This window comes from Variovorax paradoxus, from assembly GCF_030815975.1.
In the GTDB taxonomy this organism is placed as follows: Bacteria; Pseudomonadota; Gammaproteobacteria; order Burkholderiales; family Burkholderiaceae_C; genus Variovorax; species Variovorax paradoxus_N.
The window spans coordinates 2,936,304-2,957,630 of the sequence record NZ_JAUSXL010000002.1 but is presented as its reverse complement, the minus strand read 5'-3'; the positions used below and the strand labels follow the sequence as shown (position 1 = coordinate 2,957,630).

Here is a 21,327-nt window from a genome sequence, read left to right as displayed (position 1 = left end):
TTCAGCCCTCCTCGGTGACCTTGGCGGTGCGCACCACGTCGCCCCATTTCCTGAACTCGGCAGCCATGAAGGCCGCGAACTTGTCGACGGAGCCGCCGCCGTCCTCCACGCCATAGCCATCGAAGCGCGTGACCACATCCGGCAGCGCCAGCACCTTGTTGATGTCGGCATTGATCTGCAGGGCCAGATCCCTGGACATGTCCTTGGGGCCGACCACGCCATACCAGCTGGAGACGTCGAAGCCCTTGAAGCCCTGCTCGTCCATGGTCGGCAGTTCCGGGAAGCCCTTGGCCCGCTGCAGGCGCGTCTGGACGATGCCCGTCATCCGCCTGGCCTTGACCTGGGCCGTGGCTGCCGTCATGGTGTCGAAGCTGTAGTCGATCTGCCCGCCGATCAGGTCCGTCTGCATCGGGCCCGACCCCTTGTAGGGCACGTGGATGCTCTTGACGTCGGCGGCCATGTTGAACATCGCGGCCGCCAGGTGCTGCACCGATCCCGTGCCGGACGAGCCGAAGCTGATCTTCCCGGGGCTCTTCCTGCACTGCTCGACCACCTCCTTGATCGAGCCGACAGAATTCTTCGCGCTGGTCACCAGGATGTGCGGCGTGGCACCGACCATGGCGACGGGCGCGAAGTCCTTCAGCGGGTCGTAGCTGATGCCCTTGAAGATGTGCGGCGAGATGGCATGCGTGTTGACGTGCGCCATCAGCAGGTTCACGCCCTCGGTGAACCGGGTCCGCGCAAAGAAGTCCGCCGCCAATGCGCCGGTGGCGCCCGGCTTGTTCTCGACCACCACCGAGCGGCCCCACAGCTCCGAGAGCTTCTGCCCCACGATGCGGGCGAACACGTCGGTGCCGCCGCCGGGCGCCCAGCCCACGTAGATCTTGACGATGCCCTTGGGCAGCTCGGTGGCCCCCACGGCCCAAGGCGCGGCCAGCGCGGTGATAGCGCTGGCCGCAATGAAGTCTCGGCGTCTCATCATGTCGTGCGTCCTCTGTCTCTGTCGTAGTAGTGCCGCTACTCTCACGTAGCGCAGAGGACGTCGCAAGAACGTGGAATGCATGCCTGGCTTCGTGATCCGCGAAGCCGCAGCCGCAGGAACGCTGCTTTTCTAGGTGCTGGCGCCGATCAGCTGGGCCACCACGTTGCGCAGCGTCTGCTCCTGCGCATGGCCTTCGACGCACGACAGCACATAGGCGCGCTGGTGCCAGTCGCCCTGGATCTCGGCCGAGCCCAGGTCGTCCTCGGGGTGGAAGCTGCGCAGCACTTCCGGCGGCATCAGGCCCACGCCCAGGCCGTGGCGCACCAGCGCCAGCATGGTGTCGAAACCGCTGGTCGAGAAGTTGTTCGGGAACGATCTGCCCCGGCTGCGGTAGGCCCCCTCCAAGGCGGACAGGATCGCCGAGCCCTTGCCGAGGCTCACGACCGGCAGGTCCAGAAAATCGTCGATGCCCACCGGCCCCTCTGCCGCAAACCGGAAATGCCGGCGGCTGTACACGAGCACCAGCCTGTCCTGCCGGTAGTCGAACTTCGGCAGGTCCAGGAAGCCGCTCTTCTTCTCGTAGATGCCGACGTCGATCACCTTGTCGCGCAGCAACTGCTGCACGATCTTGCTGTTTTCCTCCAGGATCTTCAGCGTGATCTGCGGGTAGGCGTCACGCAGCCGGGCGATGTCCTTCGCAAGGAACTGGATGATGGCCGCCTTCGGCGCGCCGATGAGAATGCGCCCATCCTGGCCGTGGCTCAGCACCTGGGCATCGCCCTCGAGCCGGCCGATGAGGCTATCGATCTGGCGGATGTGCGCCATCAGCCGGCTGCCGGCCTCGGTGATCAAGACGCCGTGGGGCACCCGCTTGAACAGCTTGGCGCCCAGTTGCGCCTCCAGGTCGCTCACGCGCTTGGACGCGGCAGCCACAGCCAGGTTCAGCCTGTCGGCGGCCCGGGAGATGCTGCCTTCCTCGGCGATGCACAGGACCAGTTGGACGGTGGTGGAGTCGAGCTTCATGGGGGTTGGGGTCAGGGCGCGGCGGGGTATGCCGGGCATTGTGATGAATGAAGCCGACAGCGGTTGAGGCTCAACGCTCGCGTGGCGCGGTTAGTTATGACCGATATGTACTACCAAATGTGTACAACTTTGCGCCATACCGCCCTCCGAACCACCCATCACAGAGGGCGAGTTCTCCACCATTGCGGTGGATAAGACGGTGGAAAAGCCTGTGCGCATCGACGGGAAAGCGTTGCCACGCCTGCGTTGCGACACGGAGCCTTTAAAAGCGGCACCGCATCCCGAGACGTCGAGACGCCGCTGGTAGTCGGAAATCGCCAATGGCTAAAAGTACCCAGCGTCTTCCGAACGCATGGATCATTGACCGGTCGCTGCGAGGGGAGCCCAGCCGGCGGAGAGTGTGAGATTCGAACTCACGGACGATTGCTCGTCGGCAGTTTTCAAGACTGCTGGTTTAAACCACTCACCCAACTCTCCGGAACCGCTGATTTTATGCCGATGCCGGCCCCTCAATCCTCGGGCAGGAAGAGCGACTGCAGGTCGCTCAGAAAATCCAGCCCGCGCTCGGTGGGCCACACGCGATGCAGGTCGCGCGCGACGAGGCCCTTGCGTTCGGCCTCCTCCAGCCCTTTCTGGATGCTGGTCATGGCCAGACCGGTGCGCTCGCTGAACTGGGGCAGCGTGAAGCCTTCCTTCAGGCGCAGTGCATTGAGCATGAACTCGAACGGCAGGTCGGCCAGCGCCACTTCATCGCTTTGCGCCACGGCGGCGCCGGCGCGGGCGTTGTTCATGTACAGGCGCGGTTCGCGAAACCGCACTTGGCGCACGATACGGTGCGCGAAGCTCAGCTTGCTGTGCGCGCCGGCGCCAATGCCCAGGTAGTCGCCGAACTGCCAGTAGTTGAGATTGTGGGCGCAGGCATGGCCGCTGCGCGCATAGGCCGAAACCTCGTAGCGCGACATGCCGCTGGCGGCGGTTCGCTCGGTGATGCGGTCGAGCATGGCGTAGGCCAGGTCGTCTTCGGGCAAGGCCGGCGGAAACTTGGCGAACCAGGTGTTGGGCTCGATGGTCAGGTGATACACCGAGATGTGCGGCGGCGCGAGCGCCAGCGCCTGGGTCAGGTCGGCGTCCAGCCCCTCGAGCGTCTGGCCCGGCAGCGCATACATCAGGTCGAGGTTGAAGGTGTCGAATGCGCTCGCGGCTTCTTCCACGGCCGCAATGGCCTGGGCGCGGTCGTGCACGCGGCCCAGCGCCTTCAGGTGCTCGTCGTTGAAACTCTGTACGCCCACCGAAAGCCGCGTGACGCCCGCGCTGCGATAGGCCCGGAAGCGGTTGCGTTCGAAGGTGCCGGGGTTGGCTTCGAGCGAGATCTCGCATTCGGGCGCCAGCTTGAGGCGGGCGCGCACGTCGCCGAGCAGGCGGTCGATGGCCTGGGGCGAAAAAAGGCTCGGCGTTCCGCCGCCGATGAAGATGGTGTGGACGGTGCGGCCCCAGATGAGCGGCAGCGCGGCGTCCAGGTCGGCAATGAGCGCGTCGAGATACGCCGCCTCGGGAATGCCTTCGGCCTCGGCCTCGCTGGTGGCGCGCCACTCATGCGAGTTGAAGTCGCAGTAAGGGCACTTGCGCAGGCACCAGGGCAGATGGATGTAGAGCGACAACGGCGGCAGCGCCGCCAGTTGCAGCGGGCCGGGCCGCATCCAGTGCAGCACATCGTTGGCCTGCGGCGCGCCGGTGGGCTGCGCGGGCTGGATGGGAACGACGGAGGCCATCGATCAGAACCAGCGTTCGCGCATCAGCGCCAGCATGGCCTTGGCCGCCTGGCCCCGGTGGCTGTTGGCGTTCTTCACCTCGGGCGGCAGCTGGGCAAAGGTCTTGCCGAAGCTGGGCAGGTACATGACGGGATCGAAGCCGAAGCCGTTGTCGCCGAGGGGCTCGCGCGTGATTTCTCCCACCACGCGGCCGACTGCGATGAGGGGCTCGGGGTCGTCGTGCCCGCGCAGCGCGACCAGCGTGCTGACGAGCGCGGCGCGCCGGTTGACCACGCCGTCGAGCTGCTCGAGCAGGGCCTTGACGTTGTTGGCGTCGCCCTTGGCATAGCCGAACTGCGTGGCATAGAACGCGGTGTCGACGCCCGGCAGGCCGCCAAAGGCGTCGACGCAAAGTCCTGCGTCATCGGCCATGGCCGGCAGGCCGGTTGCGGCGCTGGCATGGCGCGCCTTGGCCAGCGCGTTTTCGACGAAGGTGCGAAACGGCTCTTCGGCCTCGCCCACGCCCAAGGCCGACTGCGGCACGAGCGTCACGGCCAGCTCCGCAAACAGTAGCTGGAGCTCGGCAAGCTTGCCGGCGTTGTTGGAGGCCAGGACCAGTTTCATCGCCATCAATCGATCAATCAATTACTTCGAAACAAGGGACTGCTGCTGCAGCACGATCAGTTCGCCGATGCCCTTTTCGGCCAGGCCGAGCAGGAGATTCATCTCCTCGCGGGAGAACGCCGCGCCCTCGGCGGTGCCCTGCACCTCGACGAAGTGGCCGGCGCCGGTCATCACGACGTTCATGTCGGTATCGCAGGCCGAATCTTCGGTGTATTCCAGGTCGAGCAGCGGGGTGCCGCCGACGATGCCTACCGAAATGGCCGCCACGTGGCCCCTGATGGGCGAAGCAGCCAGCGTGCCGGCGGCGAGCAGCTTGTTGACGGCGTCCTGCGCGGCGACGAATGCGCCCGTGATGGCCGCGGTGCGGGTGCCGCCATCGGCCTGCAGCACGTCGCAATCGAGATGAATGGTGCGTTCGCCCAGCGCGGCCAGGTCGAACACGGCGCGCATCGAGCGGCCGATGAGGCGCTGGATTTCCTGCGTGCGGCCGCTCTGCTTGCCGCGGGCGGCCTCTCGGTCGCTGCGGGTGTGGGTGGCGCGCGGCAGCATGCCGTATTCGGCCGTGACCCAGCCTTCGCCGCTGCCGCGCTTGTGCGGCGGCACGCGCTCTTCGACCGAGGCGGTGCACAGCACGCGCGTCTGGCCGAATTCGATGAGCACCGAGCCCTCGGCGTGGATGGTGAAGCCGCGGGTGATGCGCACCGGGCGCAGCTGGTCGGCGGCACGGCCGCCGCTTCGTGTGAAAGCAGTCATTTTTCTAGAGGTATGTGGAACAAAAGCGGAGGTAAAGCCGCAAGCCGAAGCAGCCCGGGTATCAGATTTTCTTGGCAGCAGAGCGGCGAATGGCTTCGTTGATTTCGGCAATCGAGCGCTCGATCGCGTCTTCGTCGAGTTCATCGAGGGCATCGAGCTCGCCGTCCGAAGGCATGCCGGCCTGGATGGTGGAGGCAAAGACGCCGTCGTCGATGGTCTCGGTGGAAACGCCGCGGTCTTCGCCCGCCGCGTCGGGCATCTCCCATTCGAGGGCGATGAGCGTCACGTTGTCGCTGTGCGCGCCGCCCTTGCGAAGCGCCATTTCGGCCAGGTCGGGTGCCGCATCGGACACCGGCTTGTCGGAAGACAGCGTGTGCACGATGACGGCGTCGTCGAGCACGCCCCAGACACCGTCGGAGCACAGCATGATGCGGTCGCCGCGCTGCAGCTGCAGCGGGGCCGAAATATCGAACAGCGGCGTGGTCGGCGAGCCCAGGCAGGTGAGCAGCAGGTTGCGGTTGACCGGCATGTCGGCGCCATGCGGACGCGGGCGCTCGGCATGCGAATGGTCGCGCGTGCGGGTCAGCAGGCGGCCGTCGCGCACCACGTAGAGGCGCGAGTCGCCGCAATGCATCCAGGTGGCCGTGGTGCCCTGGAGCAGGGCCGCGACGACGGTGGTGCGCGGCGTATCGAGCATGGCCTTGTGGCTTGCGTACCGCATGATCTGCTGGTGCGCCGCCATGGCCGATTCGGCCAGGAAGGCCTTGGCGTCCTTGACGGTGGGTCGGGCTTCGCGCTGGTAGAGGGCCGCAATGGTCTGCAATGCCAGCTGGGCCGCAACCTCGCCCTCGGGATGGCCGCCCATGCCGTCGGCCAGCACAAAAAGGCCCGATTCCCGCGTGTAGCAGTAGCCCATGCGGTCTTCGTTCTTGAGACGGCCGCCCTTGCGGCTGACCTGGAATACGGAGAATTTCATGCCGGGCGCGTGGTAGGTGCCGCCGCCCTGGGCAGGGCCTTCTTGTCGAAGGAGCGGATGTTGTCGAATGAAAGCCGCACCTTTTCGCCGACGGTGAGCTTGGTGTAGCGCCGCTCGCCTTCGCGGCTGAGTTCCTTTTGCAGCGCAAAAACCGACTGCGGGCGCGAAAGCGGATCGAGCGACATGCACCATTCGACCACTTCGATGAGGTTATCGGAGTACACGCCGCGCAGGCGCGACAGCGACAGGCTGAGCCGGTCTTTCTCGATGCGGCGCGGGGCGTCGTTGGGCGGATAGCCCTGCATGCAGGCGTAGATGCAGGCGCCGATGGCGTAGATGTCGGTCCACGGGCCCATCGACGAGTCGCGCCGGTACATCTCGGGCGCGGCAAAGCCGGGCGTGTACATCGGACGGATGAAGATGCCTTCCTTGCTGAGCACTTCGCGCGCGGCGCCGAAGTCGATCAGCACCGCGCGGTCCTCGTCGGTGACGAAGATGTTGGCGGGCTTGATGTCCAGGTGCAGCATCTTGTACTGGTGCACGATGCGCAGGCCGCGCAGGATTTCATCGAAAAGCGACCGGATGGTCGATTCGCGGAAGACTTTCGGCCGTTTCAGGTCGCGCGCGGTCACCACGAAATCCTGCAGGGTGGCACCCTCCAGGTAGTTCATGACCATGTAGACGGTTTCGTTCTCGCGAAAGAAGTTGAGAACGCTGACCACCGAGGCATGCGAAATCTGCGCGAGCGAGCGCCCTTCCTCGAAAAAGCTCTTGAGGCCGAGCCGGTAGAGGGAAAGCTTTTCGGGCGCAACTTCGGGCGTCAGTTCACCCGGCCCGCGCGTTGCGAGCGAAGATGGCAGGTATTCCTTGATGGCAACCTGCTGTCCGCCGGGGTCTATGGCGAGGTAGACAACGCCAAAACCGCCTGCGGAAAGCCGGCGAACGATGCGGTAACCGCCAATGACCGTATCGGGCAGCAGGGGCGAAGGCTTGACCTTTGACATAATCCGGGAGTTTCGCCCGAAGGCGATGGTGCGGCAAGCGAACGCCATGCCGACGCCTCGGTGCCTGCAAGCAAAACCACAGTGAGGCGCAATGCCAGTTTACAGCATGACCGGCTATGCCAGTGGCCAGAACGGCCCCGTCGGCAGCCACTCCGAAGCCGAAGCACGGCCTGCCGCCGCGGGCCGGCTCGGGGTCGAAATCCGCTCGGTCAACAGCCGCTTCCTCGATCTCACCTTCAAGTTGCCGGAGGAGCTGCGCCAGCATGAAACCGCGCTGCGCGAGCTGCTCACGGGCAAACTCAAGCGCGGCAAGGTCGAGGTGCGGGCCGCTATCGAGAACACCGCCCAGGCGGGCGTTGTCGAGCCCTCCGTCAAGCTGCTGCAGCGGCTCAACGGCGTGCAGGACGGCATCAAGGCCTGGCTGCCCGGCGCCCGCGAACTGAGCGTGGCCGACGTGCTGCGCCTGGCCGGCGGCGACGGCGCCGCCCGTGGCGACTGGGGTAGCGACCTGCTCGAAGTGGCCGGCAAGGCCCTGGATGCGCTGATGTCGGCCCGCCAGCGCGAAGGCGCGCGGCTCGCCAAGATGCTGGAGGCCCATCTGGCCCAGCTGCGCACCCTGGTCGAACAGGCCGGACCGCTGATTCCGCAGCTGGTCGAGCAGCAGCGGGCGCGTTTCCTGGAGCGCTGGCAGGAAGCCATGGGCCTGACCGGCGGCACCTTGCCCGAGGCGGCCCAGGACCGGGCGCTGACCGAGGCAACCGCCTTCGCGATCCGCATCGACGTGGCGGAAGAGCTCACGCGCCTGAATTCGCACCTCGACGAGATCGAGCGGCTGCTCAAGAAGGGCGGCGAAATCGGCAAGCGGCTGGACTTCCTGATCCAGGAGCTGCATCGCGAGGCCAATACACTGGGCTCCAAGTCTGCGGCGCTGGACCTCACGCGCATCGGCGTGGACATGAAGGTGCTGATCGAGCAGATGCGCGAACAGGTACAGAACATCGAATGAGCGAGCGAATGGACTATCCAGGCAACATCTTCGTCGTGGCGGCGCCCAGCGGCGCCGGCAAATCGAGCCTGGTCAAGGCGCTCATGGAACTGGACACGGCCGTCCAGCCCTCGGTTTCCCACACCACCAGGCCACCCCGCGGGCAGGAAAAGCACGGCCGGGAGTACTTCTTTACCTCGCCGTCCGAATTCGACGCCATGGTTGCGGCGGACGGCTTTGTGGAGTGGGCCCATGTGCACGGACACCGGTACGGCACTTCCAAGAAAGCCATCGAGGAGCGGGTGGCCCAGGGCGCCGACGTCATTCTCGAAATCGACTTCCAGGGCGCCATCCAGATCCGCAAGACCTTTGCCAACGCAGTCATGATCTTCATCCTGCCGCCCAGTTGGGAAGAGCTGCGCTCCCGGCTGGAGCGGCGCGGCGAAGACAGCGCCGCCGTTATCGAGCTGCGCCTCAAGAATGCGGCCGAAGAAATGGCCCGGGCGGGAGAATTCGATTTCGTTATAATCAACGAGTTATTTGAGCGCGCGCTTTTCGATCTCAAGGCGATCGTCCACGCTCAGCGGCTTCGGTATTCTGCACAGCGCCGCGCACGTGCCGACACATTCGCCGCCCTGAACATCCCCTGATTTCCTGCTCACTGACCGAAAGATTCCCATCATGGCCCGCATCACCGTCGAAGATTGCCTGCTTCAGATCCCCAACCGCTTCCAGCTGGTTCTGGCCGCCACCTACCGTGCGCGCATGCTGAGCCAGGGTCATGCGCCCAAGATCGAAAGCAAGAACAAGCCTGCCGTCACCGCCCTGCGCGAAATCGCCGAAGGCAAGATCGGCATTGAAATGCTCAAGAAGGTGCCGGGCTGATCTTTGCTCTGACGCAGCCCTGCAACGAAAAAGCACCGCAAAGCGGTGCTTTTTTTACGTCTGGACGCGTCCCTACAGCGGTCACGCTAAAGTGGTAGCCATGAGCGCGGTTGCCAAACATCAGTCCCATGCCCCCACGGGCACGCCCAAGCCGAGTCCGGCGGCGCTGAATGCGGCTGCCGCAAGCTTTGCCGCGCTGACCGCCAGGCTCGACTACCTGAGCCCCGAAGACACCGAGCTGGTCCGCCGTGCCTACCGCTTCGCCGACGAAGCCCACCTGGGCCAGCTGCGCAACAGCGGCGAGCCGTACATTACCCACCCGATCGCCGTAGCGGCGCAATGCGCCGAATGGAAGCTCGATGCCCAGGCGCTGATGGCCGCCCTGCTGCACGATGCCATCGAGGATTGCGGGGTCACCAAGCCCGAACTGATCGAGCGCTTCGGCGCGCCGGTGGCCGAGCTGGTCGACGGGCTCACCAAGCTGGACAAGCTGCAGTTCAATACCCGCGAGGAAAACCAGGCCGAATCGTTCCGCAAGATGCTGCTGGCCATGGCGCGCGACGTGCGCGTCATTCTCGTCAAGCTGGCCGACCGCACGCACAACATGCGCACGCTCGACGATGCGCCGCGCGAAAAATGGGCCCGGATCTCGCGCGAAACGCTCGAAATCTATGCGCCCATCGCGCACCGGCTGGGCCTGAATCAGACGTACCGCGAACTGCAGGAACTGTCGTTCCGCCATCTGAAACCCTGGCGCTACGCGACCCTGTCCAAGGCCGTGGCCCGGGCGCGGGGACGCCGCCGCGATCTGATCCAGAAGGTGCAGCGCGAGGTCGAGACGGCTTTTGCCAACGCCAACATGACGCTGCGCATTGCGGGGCGCGAGAAAACGCTCTATTCGATCTACCGCAAGATGGAAGAAAAGCACCTGAGCTTTGCCCAGGTGACCGACATCTACGGCTTTCGCCTGATCGTGCCGAACGTGATTGCCTGCTACACCGGCCTGGGCATCCTGCACCAGATGTACAAGCCGCTGCCGGGCAAGTTCAAGGACCACATCGCCATCGCCAAGCTCAACGGCTACCAGTCGCTGCACACCACCCTAGTGGGGCCGGCCGGCGTGAACGTGGAATTCCAGCTGCGCACCGAAGCCATGCACGTGGTGGCCGAATCGGGCGTGGCGGCGCACTGGCTCTACAAGGCCGCCGAGCCGAACGCGGCCAGCAACGACCGGCTCGGCACCAAGTGGCTGCAGTCGCTGCTCGACATCCAGGACGAGACCCGCGACGCCGCCGAGTTCTGGGACCACGTCAAGGTCGACCTGTTTCCCGATGCGGTTTACGTCTTCACGCCGAAGAGCCAGATCCTGGCGCTGCCGCGCGGCGCCACGGTGGTCGACTTCGCCTACGCCATCCACAGCAACATCGGCGACCACACCTCGGCAGCACGCATCAATGGCGACCAGGTGCCGCTGCGCACAGAGCTCAAGAACGGAGACGTGGTCGAGGTCATTACCGCGCCGGTGTCCACGCCCAACCCCGCGTGGCTCGGCTTCGTGCGAACCGGCCGGGCACGCTCCAAGATCCGCCACTACCTGAAGACGCTGGCGCACGCCGAATCCGAAGGCCTGGGTGAGAAACTGCTGGCCCAGGCACTGCGTGCCGAAGGCCTCAGCAAGTTGCCGGCCGAAGACGCCGAACACCAGGTGCTGTGGGAAAAACTGCTGCGCTTCACGGGCAACCGCACCCGCGCGGAGCTGCTCACCGACATCGGCCTGGGCAAGCGGATCGCCAGCATCGTGGCAAAGCGGCTGGTGGCCATGCTGTCCGAACTGGGCGAGCGGCCCGATGCACTGCTGCTGAGCCGCGAGCGCTTCATCTCGCACGAGACCATTTCCCAGGGCGCCGTCACGCTGGATGGCAGCGAGAACTCGTCGGTCCGCTTTGCGCTGTGCTGCCGGCCGATTCCGGGCGACGAAATCGTCGGCTACCTCGGGCATGGCGAAGGCCTGGTCGTGCATACCGAGTCCTGCGGCGTGGGCCAGCGGCTTCGCCACAAGGACAGCGAGCGCTTTTTCGCGGTCGAATGGGCGGACGAGCCAACCCGTACCTTCGAAACCGGTGTGGTCATTACCGTGCGAAACGACAAGGGCGTGCTGGCGCGGGTGGCCGCGACCCTGGCAGACGCCGAAGCCGACATCACGCACGTCGAAATGGCCGACGAAACGCCGCAGGATTCGACCGACCTGCGCTTCGTGATTGCCGTGCGCGACCGAAGCCATCTCGACAGCGTGCTGCGCGCCGCACGGCGCACGGCCTCGGTGCTGACCGCCGCGAGAACGGTTCCTGCGCCCTGACCGGAGCGCCGGAAAACTACCGGGCCGGCCTCGAACCCGGCGCCGGATAGCTCACGGACAACAGCTCGACCTCATGCACCCCGCCCGGCGTCACGAGTTTCACCACGTCGCCTTCGCGTGACTTGAGCAGCGCGCGGGCAATCGGAGAAATCCAGCTGACCTGCGATTGGGCACTGTCCGCCTCGTCGATGCCCAGGATCGTCACGCTGCGCTCGTCGCCGGTCTCGTCGACATAGCGCACCGTCGCGCCAAAGAAAACCTGGTCGCTGCCGTGATGGACCGAGGGATCGGTCACTTCGGCAATTTCGAGCCGCTTGGTGAGAAAACGGATGCGCCGATCGATCTCCCGCAGCCGCTTCTTGCCGTAGAGATAGTCGCCATTTTCGGAGCGGTCGCCATTCTTGGCGGCCCAATGCACGGCTTCGACGACCTTCGGGCGCTCTTCATCCATCAGTTGAAGCAATTCGTCGCGCAGCCGCGCATAGCCGGCCGGCGTGATGTAGTTCTTGCTGCCGCTCGGCAGCGCGGGGGCCGTGCTTTCGCCGCCGTCGTCGTCGCTGTCGGTATCGGTTTCCTTGGTGAATGCTTTGCTCAAGGCAGAACCCCTGAATTTAGAAAGGCTCGCAATTCCAGTTTTCCATTTTCTTCAACCCATGTCGGAGCGCTTGCAGTCGAAGACCACGCCTTGCTCGACGGCTCTCACGGCAGGCACCTTGTTCACGAAGGCGACATCGGCACTGATCAGGCGCCACTCAGCCGCCTTGAACAACTTGAAAAGACTCGTGACTTCGGCGCCTGCTGCCGGAATGGAATTGAAGACATAGACGGGCTCTCCGGACTGGCTGTCTTCCATGCTCACCAGATCCGCTCGCAGCTTGCCCATGGTTTCCGTGTCCTTCGTCCTGGAGCGCACGACGTCCATGTTGACGGTGCGGGAGTGCTCATCGATCGCAATCCTGCGGACCCGGTTGAAAGGCGCTGCCGCCCCGTTGCTTGCGGCCGGGACGCAGGTGATGGTCCCTGCCGATACAGAGCCTGCTGCCAGCGACAGCAGGAGGAACTGGAATGCAAACTGCTTTGGCCGAATACCCATGGTCGCTGTGCCGTTTGATGATGACCAGCCGGACTCTAGCGCCAAAGCGCCCGGGCCCGTCTTGCGCAAGCCACAAGCCGCCATTGAGACCACGGAGAACAAGAAGCCGCCGCGGCAGGCAGTTTTGGCCCGCCCCCAAAAGAAAATGGCCTAGAAGGGATAAACCTTCTAGGCCATTCAAGAGAGTGGTGCGGCTGGCAGGAATTGAACCCACGACCCCTTGGTTCGTAGCCAAGTACTCTATCCAACTGAGCTACAGCCGCACAGCTATCGATTATAGCATCCATTTCTGGCCCCTGGCGAACCAAGCTTGGAAATGAATGCAAGTGGTAGGCCGTGATGGGCTTGAACCATCGACCAACGGATTATGAGTCCGCTGCTCTAACCAGCTGAGCTAACGGCCCACGAGAGGCCACGATTCTATTCGCGGTGCTCGCCTATTTGCGGTGGCTCAGCGCATTGCTGACCAGCCGCGAGGTGATATCCACGATCTGGATCATGCGCTCGTAAGGCATGCGGGTGGGCCCGATGACGCCCAGCGTGCCCACCACCTGCCCGTCGACTTCGTAGTTGGCGCTGACGATGGAGAGTTCCTCGAACGGCACCACCTGGCTTTCGCCGCCGATGAAGATGCGCACGCCCTCGGCCTTGCTCGACACGTCGAGCAGCCGCATCAGCTGCGCCTTCTGCTCGAAAAGCTCGAAGGCCCGGCGCAGCTGGCCCATGTCGCTCGAGAAATCGGTGACAGAAAGCAGGTTGCGCTCGCCGGAAATCACGACGTCGTCTTCCTGTGCCTCGGTGAGCACCTCGGAACTGACCTTGACCGCCGCCTGCATCAGCGCGGCAATCTCGCCGCGCAGTTTTTCGACTTCGGACTGCAGGCGGTCGCGCACCTGCTCGATGGTCAGGCCCGCGTAGTGGGCATTGATGTAGTTCGACGCTTCCACCAGCTGGGACTGCGTGTAATCGGCCTCCGGAAAGATCACCCGGTTCTGCACGTCGCCGTCGGGCGAGACGATGATCACCAGCAGCCGCCGGTCCGAGAGCCGCAGGAACTCGATCTGCTTGAAGACCGAGGCCCGCCGCGGCGCCATGACCACGCCGACGAACTGCGACAGGTTGGACAGCAGGTTGGCTGCGTTGGCAATCACCTTCTGCGGCTGGTCGGGCGCGAGGCTCGGCGTGCTCATCTGCTCGCGCTGCGCCGTGAGCATGGTGTCGACGAACAGCCGGTAGCCGCGCGCGGTGGGAATGCGTCCGGCCGAGGTGTGCGGGCTGGCGATCAGCCCCAGTCCCTCGAGGTCGGACATGACGTTGCGGATGGTCGCGGGAGACAGGTCCAACCCCGGGGCGCGCGACAAAGTCCGCGACCCGACCGGCTGGCCTTCGGCGATATAGCGCTCTACCAGCGTCTTGAGGAGCAACTTGGCACGGTCGTCCAGCATTGCAAGATTTTAGTGTTGTAATTTGTAGATGACCTCCCGCTTTCGTCACGTCGCGCTGATCGGCAAATACCAGGCTTCAGGCGCCCGGGCGCAGGCCGATGCCCGCGACGGCGTGATGGAAGACATCGGCGCCTTCCTGGAATCGCAAGGCTGCGAGGTGTTCGTCGAAGAATCGGCTTCCGAGGAAGCCGATGCGGACGCCAGCGTCGGCGGCCGCTACGAACCGCTGAGCGTCGAGGAAATCGGACAGCGCTGCGATCTCGGCCTGGTGGTGGGAGGCGACGGAACCATGCTGGGCATCGGACGGCAGCTCGCGTGCTACGGGATTCCACTGATCGGCATCAACCGCGGCCGGCTCGGCTTCATCACCGACATTCCGCTGGACAACTACCAGGCCACGCTGATCCCGATGCTGGCCGGCGAATACGAAGAAGACCACCGCAGCCTCATGCATGCGCAGGTCATGCGCGACGGCGCCTCGGTTTTCGATGCGCTGGCAATGAACGACGTGGTGGTCAACCGCGGCGCCACCTCGGGCATGGTCGAGCTGCGCGTTTCGGTCGGCCGGCACTTCGTGGCCAACCAGCGCGCCGACGGCCTGATCATCGCGTCGCCTACCGGTTCGACGGCCTATGCGCTCTCGGCCGGCGGGCCGCTGCTGCATCCTGCGGTGCCGGGCTGGGTGCTGGTGCCCATTGCGCCGCACACGCTGTCGAACCGCCCCGTGCTGCTGCCCGACGCCGACGAGATCGTGATCGAACTGGTGGCCGGGCGCGACGCCAGCGCCAATTTCGACATGCAGTCGTTGGCCTCGCTCGCGATCGGCGATCGCGTGGTGGTGCGCCGCTCCGACTTCCGCGTGCGCTTTCTGCATCCGCGCGGTTGGAGCTACTTCGACACGCTGCGCAAGAAACTTCACTGGAACGAAGGGGGCTCCTGACATGGCGCTGCGACGCATTGCATTGCGCGACTTCGTGATCGTGCGATCACTCGAACTCGACCTGTCGGCAGGCTTCACGGTATTGACCGGCGAGACCGGCGCGGGCAAGTCGATATTGATCGATGCGCTTCAACTGGCACTCGGCAACCGAGCCGACGCGGGCGCGGTGCGCGAAGGCGCCGAACGGCTCGACGTCAGCGCCGAATTCGATGCCGACCCGGCACTCGCGGCCTGGCTCGACGAGGGCGGATTCGAAAACGGCGACGCCCTGCTGCTGCGCCGCACCGTCGACCTGCAGGGCCGCAGCCGCGGCTGGATCAACGGCAGTCCGGCCACTGCCACCCAGCTGCGCGAGCTCGGCGACCGTTTGCTCGACATCCATGGCCAGCATGCATGGCAAAGCCTGACGCGCCCCGAGGCCGTGCGGGGCCTGCTCGACGCCTATGCCGGCGTGCGCACCGATGCGCTGGACGCCGCCTGGCAGAGCTGGCGCCAGGCACTTTCCGCGCTCGACCACGCGCGCTCGGCGCAAGACTCGCTGCTGCGCGAGCGCGAGCGGCTGCAATGGCAGATCGCCGAAGTCATGAAGCTGGCACCGGCCGAAGGCGAGTGGGAAGAGCTGTCCACCCATCACGCCCGCGTCTCCAATGCGCAGGCGCTGATCGACGCGGCGCAGGGCGCAAGCCAGGCGCTCGAAGACGACGACAACGGCGCGCTCGCAGCCCTGTCGCGCGCCGTCACGCTGCTGCAGAACTGCGAGCACATCGAGCCCGAATTCCGCGCCCTCGGCGAAGTGCTGGCCTCCAGCGTCGCCCAGGCTTCCGATGCCGCCCACACGCTGCATGGCTACCTGCGCAACGCCGAGGCCGATCCGCAGCGCCTGGCCGAACTCGACGAGCGCATGGGGCTGTGGATGTCGCTCGCGCGCCGCTACAAGCGCACGCCGGACGACCTGCCGGCCCTTTTGGCCGGCTGGCAGGCCGAGCTGCAGGCGCTCGACGCGCAGAGCGATCTCGCAGGCCTGGAGCGCGCCGAGCAAGGCGCGCAACAGGCCTACATGAAGGAAGCCAAGGCGCTCGCCAAATCCCGCAAGCAGGCGGCACCGCGCCTGGCCGAGGCGGTCACCCAGGCGATGCAGGGGCTTGGCATGCAGGGCGGACGCTTCGAGGTCGAGCTGCAGCCGCTGGCGCAGCCGGGCCGCGCCGGGCTCGAAGACATTGCCTTTCTCGTGAGCGGCCATCCCGGAAGCACGCCGCGCCCCATCGGCAAGGTGGCTTCGGGCGGCGAGCTCTCGCGCATCGCGCTTGCTATTGCGGTCACGACGAGCCAGCTGGGTGCCGCGCAGACGCTGATCTTCGACGAGGTCGATGCCGGCGTCGGCGGGGCCGTGGCCGACACCGTGGGGCGCCTCATGAAGCAACTCGGGCGCGATCGCCAGGTGCTGGCGGTCACTCATCTGCCGCAGGTCGCCGCCTGCGCCGATCACCACCTGGTGGTGGCCAAGCGCCAGACGGCGGCCATTGGCCAGGAAGGCCCGCGCACCGAAAGCGGCGTCTCGCGGCTCGACGACGACACCCGCGCCCGCGAAATCGCCCGCATGCTCGGCGGCGAGAAGCTTTCGCAGACCTCGCTGGCGCATGCCCGCGAAATGCTGGGCCACAAGACTTCGGCGGCGCTGTGATGGACCTCGACCTGGTGCTCATCACCGGTATGTCGGGCTCGGGCAAGTCGGTGGCGCTGCATGCGCTGGAAGACGCCGGCTACTACTGCGTGGACAACCTGCCGCCCGAACTGCTGACGGCTTTCATCGCGCTGCAGCACGAGCAGCAGGCCACGCGCGTGGCCATTGCGATGGACGTGCGCAGCGGCGTGTCGCTGCCGATCGTTCCGCAGCAGCTCGAGGCCTTGCGGCAGGACGGCGTTTCGCTGCGCTCGCTGTTCCTCGAGGCGACCACCGACGCGCTGCTGCGGCGCTATTCGGAAACCCGCCGGCGCCATCCGCTGTCGCGCCAGGAGGGACGCAACGATGTGCCCGAACAGGAGCGCGTGCTGGTGCAGGCCATCGAGCTCGAGCGCGAGCTGCTGGCCGACCTGCGCGATGGCGCCGACGTGATCGACACCAGCCTCATACGGCCGGCCCAGCTGCAGAGCTACATCAAGGCGCTGATCTCCGCGCCGCAGAGCAGCGCATTGACGCTGGTCTTCGAATCCTTCGCCTTCAAGCGCGGCGTGCCGCTGGACGCCGACTACGTGTTCGACGTGCGCATGCTGCCCAATCCGCACTACGTGCCCACGCTGCGGCCGCTCACGGGCCGCGATGCGCCGGTGGTCGAATGGCTGCGCGGGCACGACGACGTCGCGCGCATGTACGACGACATCGAGCAGTTTCTCTCGCGCTGGCTCGATGCGCTGGCACGTGACCATCGCAGCTACGTGACGGTGGCCATCGGCTGCACGGGCGGCCAGCACCGCTCGGTGTTCCTGGTCGAGCAGCTCGCGCGCGCGTTCGGAACCCGCTGGGTCGCCCTCAAGCGCCACCGCGAACTCGACGCGGGCTGAGCCCGCACCCCCGCCAAGCTAAGCCGCGCCGCTCTCCAGCAGCTTGCGCATCGGCGCCGGCAGCCCCAGTCGGCCCCACTCCTGCGCATCCACCCAGCGCGCGGCATCGCCTTGCGGCTGGCTGCCGTTCAGCAGCACCGGGTGAAGGTGCAGGTCCTTGTGGGTCAGCACATGCACGAAGGGCGGCAGATCCCGGGTGTCGGCCAGCGCCGCCGATGGCAGCGCGGCCAGCAGCTCTTCGCGGCTCTCGAACACGGGCAGGCAATAGAGCCCGGCCCAGATGCCTTTTGCCGGCCGCTTCTCCAGCCAGACGCGGCCCTGCGTGTCGCGCGCGAGCAGCGCCCAGAGCGACTGGGCGCTGCGCTTGAGCTTGCGGGTCTTGACGGGATAGCGTTCCGGCTGGCCCTCGCGCAGGCCCACGCAGGTCTTGTCCAGCGGACAGATCATGCAGCTCGGCTTGCGCGGCAGGCAGACTGTGGCGCCCAGGTCCATGACCCCTTGCGTGTAGCTCGCGATGGCCTCTTTCTGCTCGGCCGGCGGCAGCAGCTGCGTGGCCCGGTCCCACAGCGCGCGCTCCTGTGCCGATGAAGACATGTCGCCACCAAAGCCGAGCACGCGCGTCAGCACGCGCTTGACGTTGCCGTCGAGAATCGCGACCCGCTCTCCGAAGCAGAAGGCCGCGATCGCCGCGGAGGTGGAACGGCCGATGCCAGGCAAGGTCTCGAGCTCGGCCGCCGTGCGCGGAAACTCGCCGCCGAAGCGCGCCACCACTTCCTGGGCACAGCGGTGCATGTTGCGTGCGCGGCTGTAGTAGCCCAGGCCGCTCCAGAGTCCGAAGACCTCGTCCTCGGTGCCGTCGGCCAGCGCCCGTACGGTCGGAAAGCGCTCGAGAAAACGCGCGAAGTATCCGAGCACGGTCGAAACCTGGGTTTGCTGGAGCATGACCTCCGACAGCCACACGCGATAGGGATCCTGCGTGTTCTGCCACGGCAGCTCGCTGCGTCCGTGGCTGCGCTGCCAGGCCACGATGCGCCCGGCAAAATCGGCCGGCGCCTGCGGCTGCACGGCTGCAGCCGGCACCGGACGATCAGGCCGCCGCACGCAGTTCGCCGACGGCGGCAGCGGCTGCCGGCCTTCCCTGTTGCGCAATGGCCGAGGTGAATTCATGGAGCCGAAGGTGCAACTCGGCCAGGCTGCTCTCTTGCTGGGCAAGTTCGAGCAGTCGTTCGTCGAGGTTGCCTGCCGCATTCTGGATGCGCTCGATCGCCTCGATGCGCTTGCTGAAATTGCGGCGGCGCTCCTTCAGCTGCGCGTCGATCTGCGCGCTCGCGCCCTTGCTCCAGCGCTCGACTTCGGTCATGGCCGCTTCGTTGACCAGCCGCAGGCGGCTCGCGAGCGCGCGCACCAGCTTGTCGCAGAAGTCCGCCTGCGCCAGCTTCAGCAGATTGCCGACGCCCAGGTAGTGGATGTGGCTGCGCTCGATCTGGCTGAGCTCCTGCTCGAAGCTCGTCAGGTCGGGCTCGGCGGGCGCCTGCAGGGTGAAGCCCTGCTCCGCGTTGAGCTGGCGGAACGTGGCGTGCAGCATCGACTGGATCTCGGCCGTCGTCGCCTGCACTTCGCGCAGGTTGTTGCGCAGCGAGTCGAAGGTTTCGCCGTACACCTTGCGCACGTTGAACTTGACGCCCGGGCGCTTGAGCGCAGCCGAAAGCCGCACCATGTCTTCCTTCAGCGCGGTGCGGCCGAGCACGGCGTACACCTCGCGCAGCAGCTTGCCCTGCACGGAACGCAGCGCGAGGATGCGCGTGTTGCTGCCCTCGAACTCGGTCTGCTCCTGGTCGATGCGCGATCGCATGTGGCGAATGACCGACACGTTCTTGCCGCGCAAGCCCTGCAGCTCGAGCGCCTGCTCCGACAGGTCGCGCTGGCGCACTTTCAGAATGCGCTCGGCCTCGGTCCGCAATGCCACCATGCCGGCATCCACCGCGAGCCGCAGCATGGTTTCGCGCTTGCCGAGCACGCCTTCCGCGAGCAGTGCCTCGAAAGCCGGCAGGCGGCTGGCGCCGAGCAGCCGCGCATCATGCTGGATCTTTGCCTGCAGGCCCTTCTGCGCCGAAACCGGCAGCACCTGCACCAGCGGAACCTCCAGGAACTTGGCCGCGACCTCGCGCTGGCGCTCGATCTGAAGCTCGATCTGCGCGGGCGTGCTCAGCGAGTCCCACATGGTGTCGATCTTGTTGAGCACCACGAAGCGCGTGTCGCTGCCTTCGCTTTCGGTGACCAGGTGCTCGCGCCAGATGGACAGGTCGGACCGCGTCACGCCGGTTTCTGCGCCCAGGATGAAGACCACGGCATGCGCCTGCGGGATCAGGCTCACCGTGAGCTCGGGCTCGGCGCCGATGGCGTTCAGGCCCGGGGTATCGAGGATCACCAGCCCCTGCTCCAGCAGCGGATGCGGCATGTTCAGGATGGCATGGCGCCAGCGCGGAATCTCGACCCGGCCTTCGGCGTCCTGCACCGGGTTATCGTCCGGCGTCTCTTCGTTCCAGAAGCCCAGCGCATGCGCCTCGTCCTTGCTGACCCAGCGCACCTCGGCGACCTTGCTCATGGCCTGGGCCAACTGGTCGGCATCGTCCACATCGATGGCAATGTCGGTCCAGTGCGCGGCCTTCTCGCGCCAATGCGTGAGCGAATGGGGTTCCAGCCGGGTTTCGATCGGCAGCAGCCGCAGCTTCGGCGCCACCGCGGCGTCGTAGCCCAGCTCGGTCGGGCACATCGTCGTGCGTCCGGCGCTGGCCGGCATGATGCGACGCCCGTAGGCTGCAAAGAAGATCGCGTTGATGAGCTCCGACTTGCCGCGCGAGAACTCCGCCACGAAGGCCACCATGACCTTGCTGGTGCGAATCTGCAGCTCGAGCCCGCGCAGGCGCTCGGCCACCGCCTGGTCGAGCAGCTCGTTCTCGGTCAGCCAGCGGGACAGCCACTGGAGGCGGTGCGCGAAATTGCTTCGCCAGGCACCGTGCTGATCGAGTTGTTGATTGAAAGAGCGGCTCAAGGGGGATATGTAAGAAATAACTTACAAATATAGCATTGCAAACTGGGAAGCAACCGATTGCAGGATATTCGAACGCGGGGACTCGGACACTATTTTTGACAGTTCGGGCAATAGTAAGTGGAACGCTGCCCCTGGCGCAGTTGCCGGATCGGCGTTGCGCAGACCCGACAGGGCTCGCCGGCCCGGCCGTAGACCGTTGCTTCGAGCTGGAAATAGCCGTTCTGCCCGTCCACGTTGGAAAAGTCGCGCAGCGTGCTGCCGCCCTTCTCGACCGCCCTTGCCAGGATTTCGCGCACGGCCGCATGAAGCCTGGCCGCCCTCGGCCGGCTGATGCGAGCGGCCGAAAGCGTCGGCCGGATGCCCGCCTGGAACAGCGCCTCCGACGCATAGATGTTTCCAACACCCACCACCACGTCGCCCGCGAGCAGCACCTGCTTTACCGCGGCCCGGCGCTTGCGAAGGCCGGCGTGGAACGCGTCCAGGTCGAAGGCGTCACCCAGCGGCTCCATGCCCAGGCCGCCGAGCAGCTTGATGGCCCACGGCGCGGCCTCGTCCTCCACGTAGACCACGGCGCCGAAGCGGCGCGGATCGTTCAGCCGCAGCGTGCCGAGTTCGGTCACGAGATCGAAGTGATCGTGAACGCCCGGCGGGGGAAGCGCCGCATCGAAGCGCAGGCTGCCTGACATGCCCAGGTGCAGCAGCAAGAGGCCGCGGTCCAGGTCGATCAGCAGGTACTTTCCGCGCCGCCGCACTTGCAGCACGCGGCGTCCGACCAGCGCCTCGGGCACCACCATCAATGCCCAGCGCAAGGGTTTGCCGATGCGGACCGCGGCTATGCGGGCACCGGCAATGCGTTCGGCAAAACCGCGCCGCGTCACTTCGACTTCAGGAAGCTCAGGCAT

At 66.0% G+C, this 21,327-nt stretch carries 20 protein-coding genes and 3 tRNA genes; 7 read left to right on the top strand and 16 right to left on the bottom strand.

What is annotated here, in order from left to right; all coding sequences use genetic code 11:
- Window position 1 precedes the first annotated feature (1 nt).
- The 8 genes from QFZ47_RS17590 to QFZ47_RS17555 all read right to left on the bottom strand — a co-directional run bounded on the left by QFZ47_RS17590 (window position 2) and on the right by QFZ47_RS17555 (window position 7,110).
- Window positions 2-979, bottom strand: a complete 978-nt coding sequence (locus tag QFZ47_RS17590) for a Bug family tripartite tricarboxylate transporter substrate binding protein (protein ID WP_307658960.1) — start codon at window positions 977-979, stop codon at window positions 2-4.
- Between the two features lie 132 nt (window positions 980-1,111).
- On the bottom strand, window positions 1,112-2,005 hold the full coding sequence (locus QFZ47_RS17585; RefSeq protein ID WP_307656839.1) for a LysR family transcriptional regulator: 894 nt from the start codon (window positions 2,003-2,005) through the stop codon (window positions 1,112-1,114).
- A gap of 392 nt (window positions 2,006-2,397) precedes the next feature.
- Window positions 2,398-2,482 (bottom strand) — tRNA-Ser (locus tag QFZ47_RS17580).
- Between the two features lie 32 nt (window positions 2,483-2,514).
- Window positions 2,515-3,774: a radical SAM family heme chaperone HemW gene (gene hemW, locus QFZ47_RS17575; protein ID WP_307656838.1), complete on the bottom strand. Its 1,260-nt coding sequence runs from the start codon at window positions 3,772-3,774 to the stop codon at window positions 2,515-2,517.
- A 3-nt stretch (window positions 3,775-3,777) separates the two neighbouring features.
- Window positions 3,778-4,377, bottom strand: coding sequence for a non-canonical purine NTP pyrophosphatase (locus QFZ47_RS17570; RefSeq protein WP_307656837.1), 600 nt, complete (start codon window positions 4,375-4,377; stop codon window positions 3,778-3,780).
- Window positions 4,378-4,398: 21 nt separating this feature from the next.
- Entirely contained in the window at window positions 4,399-5,130 is a 732-nt protein-coding gene (rph, locus tag QFZ47_RS17565; protein WP_307656836.1) for a ribonuclease PH, read from the bottom strand.
- Window positions 5,131-5,191: 61 nt separating this feature from the next.
- A complete protein-coding gene (locus tag QFZ47_RS17560; RefSeq protein ID WP_215249241.1) occupies window positions 5,192-6,106 on the bottom strand; it encodes a PP2C family protein-serine/threonine phosphatase in 915 nt (304 codons plus the stop codon).
- Window positions 6,103-7,110: a serine/threonine protein kinase gene (locus QFZ47_RS17555; RefSeq protein ID WP_307656835.1), complete on the bottom strand. Its 1,008-nt coding sequence runs from the start codon at window positions 7,108-7,110 to the stop codon at window positions 6,103-6,105. The genes QFZ47_RS17560 and QFZ47_RS17555 overlap by 4 nt, the downstream gene beginning before the upstream one ends.
- Window positions 7,111-7,201: 91 nt before the next feature.
- Between QFZ47_RS17555 and QFZ47_RS17550 the strand changes: the two genes are divergently transcribed.
- The 4 genes from QFZ47_RS17550 to QFZ47_RS17535 all read left to right on the top strand — a co-directional run bounded on the left by QFZ47_RS17550 (window position 7,202) and on the right by QFZ47_RS17535 (window position 11,336).
- Window positions 7,202-8,116, top strand: a complete 915-nt coding sequence (locus tag QFZ47_RS17550) for a YicC/YloC family endoribonuclease (RefSeq protein ID WP_307656834.1) — start codon at window positions 7,202-7,204, stop codon at window positions 8,114-8,116.
- 8 nt (window positions 8,117-8,124) lie between these two features.
- A complete protein-coding gene (gene gmk / locus QFZ47_RS17545) occupies window positions 8,125-8,745 on the top strand; it encodes a guanylate kinase (protein WP_307656833.1) in 621 nt (206 codons plus the stop codon).
- 31 nt (window positions 8,746-8,776) lie between these two features.
- Window positions 8,777-8,980, top strand: a complete 204-nt coding sequence (gene rpoZ / locus QFZ47_RS17540) for a DNA-directed RNA polymerase subunit omega (protein WP_021009011.1) — start codon at window positions 8,777-8,779, stop codon at window positions 8,978-8,980.
- Window positions 8,981-9,080: 100 nt separating this feature from the next.
- Window positions 9,081-11,336, top strand: coding sequence for a RelA/SpoT family protein (locus QFZ47_RS17535; protein ID WP_307656832.1), 2,256 nt, complete (start codon window positions 9,081-9,083; stop codon window positions 11,334-11,336).
- A 16-nt stretch (window positions 11,337-11,352) separates the two neighbouring features.
- Here QFZ47_RS17535 and greB read toward each other — a convergent pair whose 3' ends face one another.
- From greB to hrcA, 5 genes are all read right to left on the bottom strand, one after another.
- On the bottom strand, window positions 11,353-11,931 hold the full coding sequence (gene greB / locus QFZ47_RS17530) for a transcription elongation factor GreB (protein ID WP_307656831.1): 579 nt from the start codon (window positions 11,929-11,931) through the stop codon (window positions 11,353-11,355).
- A gap of 51 nt (window positions 11,932-11,982) precedes the next feature.
- Window positions 11,983-12,429 (bottom strand): hypothetical protein, encoded by a 447-nt coding sequence (locus QFZ47_RS17525; RefSeq protein WP_307656830.1) that lies wholly within the window; start codon window positions 12,427-12,429, stop codon window positions 11,983-11,985.
- 186 nt (window positions 12,430-12,615) lie between these two features.
- Window positions 12,616-12,692: transfer RNA gene (locus QFZ47_RS17520), tRNA-Arg, on the bottom strand.
- A 64-nt stretch (window positions 12,693-12,756) separates the two neighbouring features.
- Window positions 12,757-12,833 (bottom strand) — tRNA-Ile (locus QFZ47_RS17515).
- A 33-nt stretch (window positions 12,834-12,866) separates the two neighbouring features.
- On the bottom strand, window positions 12,867-13,874 hold the full coding sequence (gene hrcA, locus QFZ47_RS17510) for a heat-inducible transcriptional repressor HrcA (protein WP_307656829.1): 1,008 nt from the start codon (window positions 13,872-13,874) through the stop codon (window positions 12,867-12,869).
- Between the two features lie 28 nt (window positions 13,875-13,902).
- Between hrcA and QFZ47_RS17505 the strand changes: the two genes are divergently transcribed.
- From QFZ47_RS17505 to rapZ, 3 genes are read left to right on the top strand one after another with little or no spacing between them, the layout of a single operon-like run.
- Window positions 13,903-14,814 carry an NAD kinase gene (locus tag QFZ47_RS17505; protein ID WP_307656828.1) on the top strand — a complete coding sequence of 304 codons (912 nt, stop codon included), beginning with the start codon at window positions 13,903-13,905 and terminating at the stop codon, window positions 14,812-14,814.
- A 1-nt stretch (window position 14,815) separates the two neighbouring features.
- Entirely contained in the window at window positions 14,816-16,495 is a 1,680-nt protein-coding gene (gene recN, locus QFZ47_RS17500; protein ID WP_307656827.1) for a DNA repair protein RecN, read from the top strand.
- Window positions 16,495-17,373, top strand: a complete 879-nt coding sequence (gene rapZ, locus QFZ47_RS17495; protein WP_307656826.1) for an RNase adapter RapZ — start codon at window positions 16,495-16,497, stop codon at window positions 17,371-17,373. The genes recN and rapZ overlap by 1 nt, the downstream gene beginning before the upstream one ends.
- An 18-nt stretch (window positions 17,374-17,391) precedes the next feature.
- Here rapZ and mutY read toward each other — a convergent pair whose 3' ends face one another.
- The 3 genes from mutY to mutM all read right to left on the bottom strand — a co-directional run bounded on the left by mutY (window position 17,392) and on the right by mutM (window position 21,327).
- Window positions 17,392-18,453: an A/G-specific adenine glycosylase gene (gene mutY / locus QFZ47_RS17490; RefSeq protein ID WP_307656825.1), complete on the bottom strand. Its 1,062-nt coding sequence runs from the start codon at window positions 18,451-18,453 to the stop codon at window positions 17,392-17,394.
- Between the two features lie 7 nt (window positions 18,454-18,460).
- A complete protein-coding gene (locus QFZ47_RS17485; protein ID WP_307656824.1) occupies window positions 18,461-20,425 on the bottom strand; it encodes a dynamin family protein in 1,965 nt (654 codons plus the stop codon).
- Window positions 20,426-20,514: 89 nt separating this feature from the next.
- On the bottom strand, window positions 20,515-21,327 hold the full coding sequence (mutM, locus tag QFZ47_RS17480; RefSeq protein WP_307656823.1) for a bifunctional DNA-formamidopyrimidine glycosylase/DNA-(apurinic or apyrimidinic site) lyase: 813 nt from the start codon (window positions 21,325-21,327) through the stop codon (window positions 20,515-20,517).

Coding starts and splice junctions, on each gene's coding strand:
- QFZ47_RS17590 (WP_307658960.1), bottom strand. CDS start 979: ATGAGACGCCGAGACTTCATTGCGGCCAGCGCTATCACCGCGCTGGCC.
- QFZ47_RS17585 (WP_307656839.1), bottom strand. CDS start 2,005: ATGAAGCTCGACTCCACCACCGTCCAACTGGTCCTGTGCATCGCCGAG.
- hemW (WP_307656838.1), bottom strand. CDS start 3,774: ATGGCCTCCGTCGTTCCCATCCAGCCCGCGCAGCCCACCGGCGCGCCG.
- QFZ47_RS17570 (WP_307656837.1), bottom strand. CDS start 4,377: ATGAAACTGGTCCTGGCCTCCAACAACGCCGGCAAGCTTGCCGAGCTC.
- rph (WP_307656836.1), bottom strand. CDS start 5,130: ATGACTGCTTTCACACGAAGCGGCGGCCGTGCCGCCGACCAGCTGCGC.
- QFZ47_RS17560 (WP_215249241.1), bottom strand. CDS start 6,106: ATGAAATTCTCCGTATTCCAGGTCAGCCGCAAGGGCGGCCGTCTCAAG.
- QFZ47_RS17555 (WP_307656835.1), bottom strand. CDS start 7,110: ATGTCAAAGGTCAAGCCTTCGCCCCTGCTGCCCGATACGGTCATTGGC.
- QFZ47_RS17550 (WP_307656834.1), top strand. CDS start 7,202: ATGCCAGTTTACAGCATGACCGGCTATGCCAGTGGCCAGAACGGCCCC.
- gmk (WP_307656833.1), top strand. CDS start 8,125: ATGGACTATCCAGGCAACATCTTCGTCGTGGCGGCGCCCAGCGGCGCC.
- rpoZ (WP_021009011.1), top strand. CDS start 8,777: ATGGCCCGCATCACCGTCGAAGATTGCCTGCTTCAGATCCCCAACCGC.
- QFZ47_RS17535 (WP_307656832.1), top strand. CDS start 9,081: ATGAGCGCGGTTGCCAAACATCAGTCCCATGCCCCCACGGGCACGCCC.
- QFZ47_RS17525 (WP_307656830.1), bottom strand. CDS start 12,429: ATGGGTATTCGGCCAAAGCAGTTTGCATTCCAGTTCCTCCTGCTGTCG.
- hrcA (WP_307656829.1), bottom strand. CDS start 13,874: ATGCTGGACGACCGTGCCAAGTTGCTCCTCAAGACGCTGGTAGAGCGC.
- QFZ47_RS17505 (WP_307656828.1), top strand. CDS start 13,903: ATGACCTCCCGCTTTCGTCACGTCGCGCTGATCGGCAAATACCAGGCT.
- recN (WP_307656827.1), top strand. CDS start 14,816: ATGGCGCTGCGACGCATTGCATTGCGCGACTTCGTGATCGTGCGATCA.
- rapZ (WP_307656826.1), top strand. CDS start 16,495: ATGGACCTCGACCTGGTGCTCATCACCGGTATGTCGGGCTCGGGCAAG.
- mutM (WP_307656823.1), bottom strand. CDS start 21,327: ATGCCTGAGCTTCCTGAAGTCGAAGTGACGCGGCGCGGTTTTGCCGAA.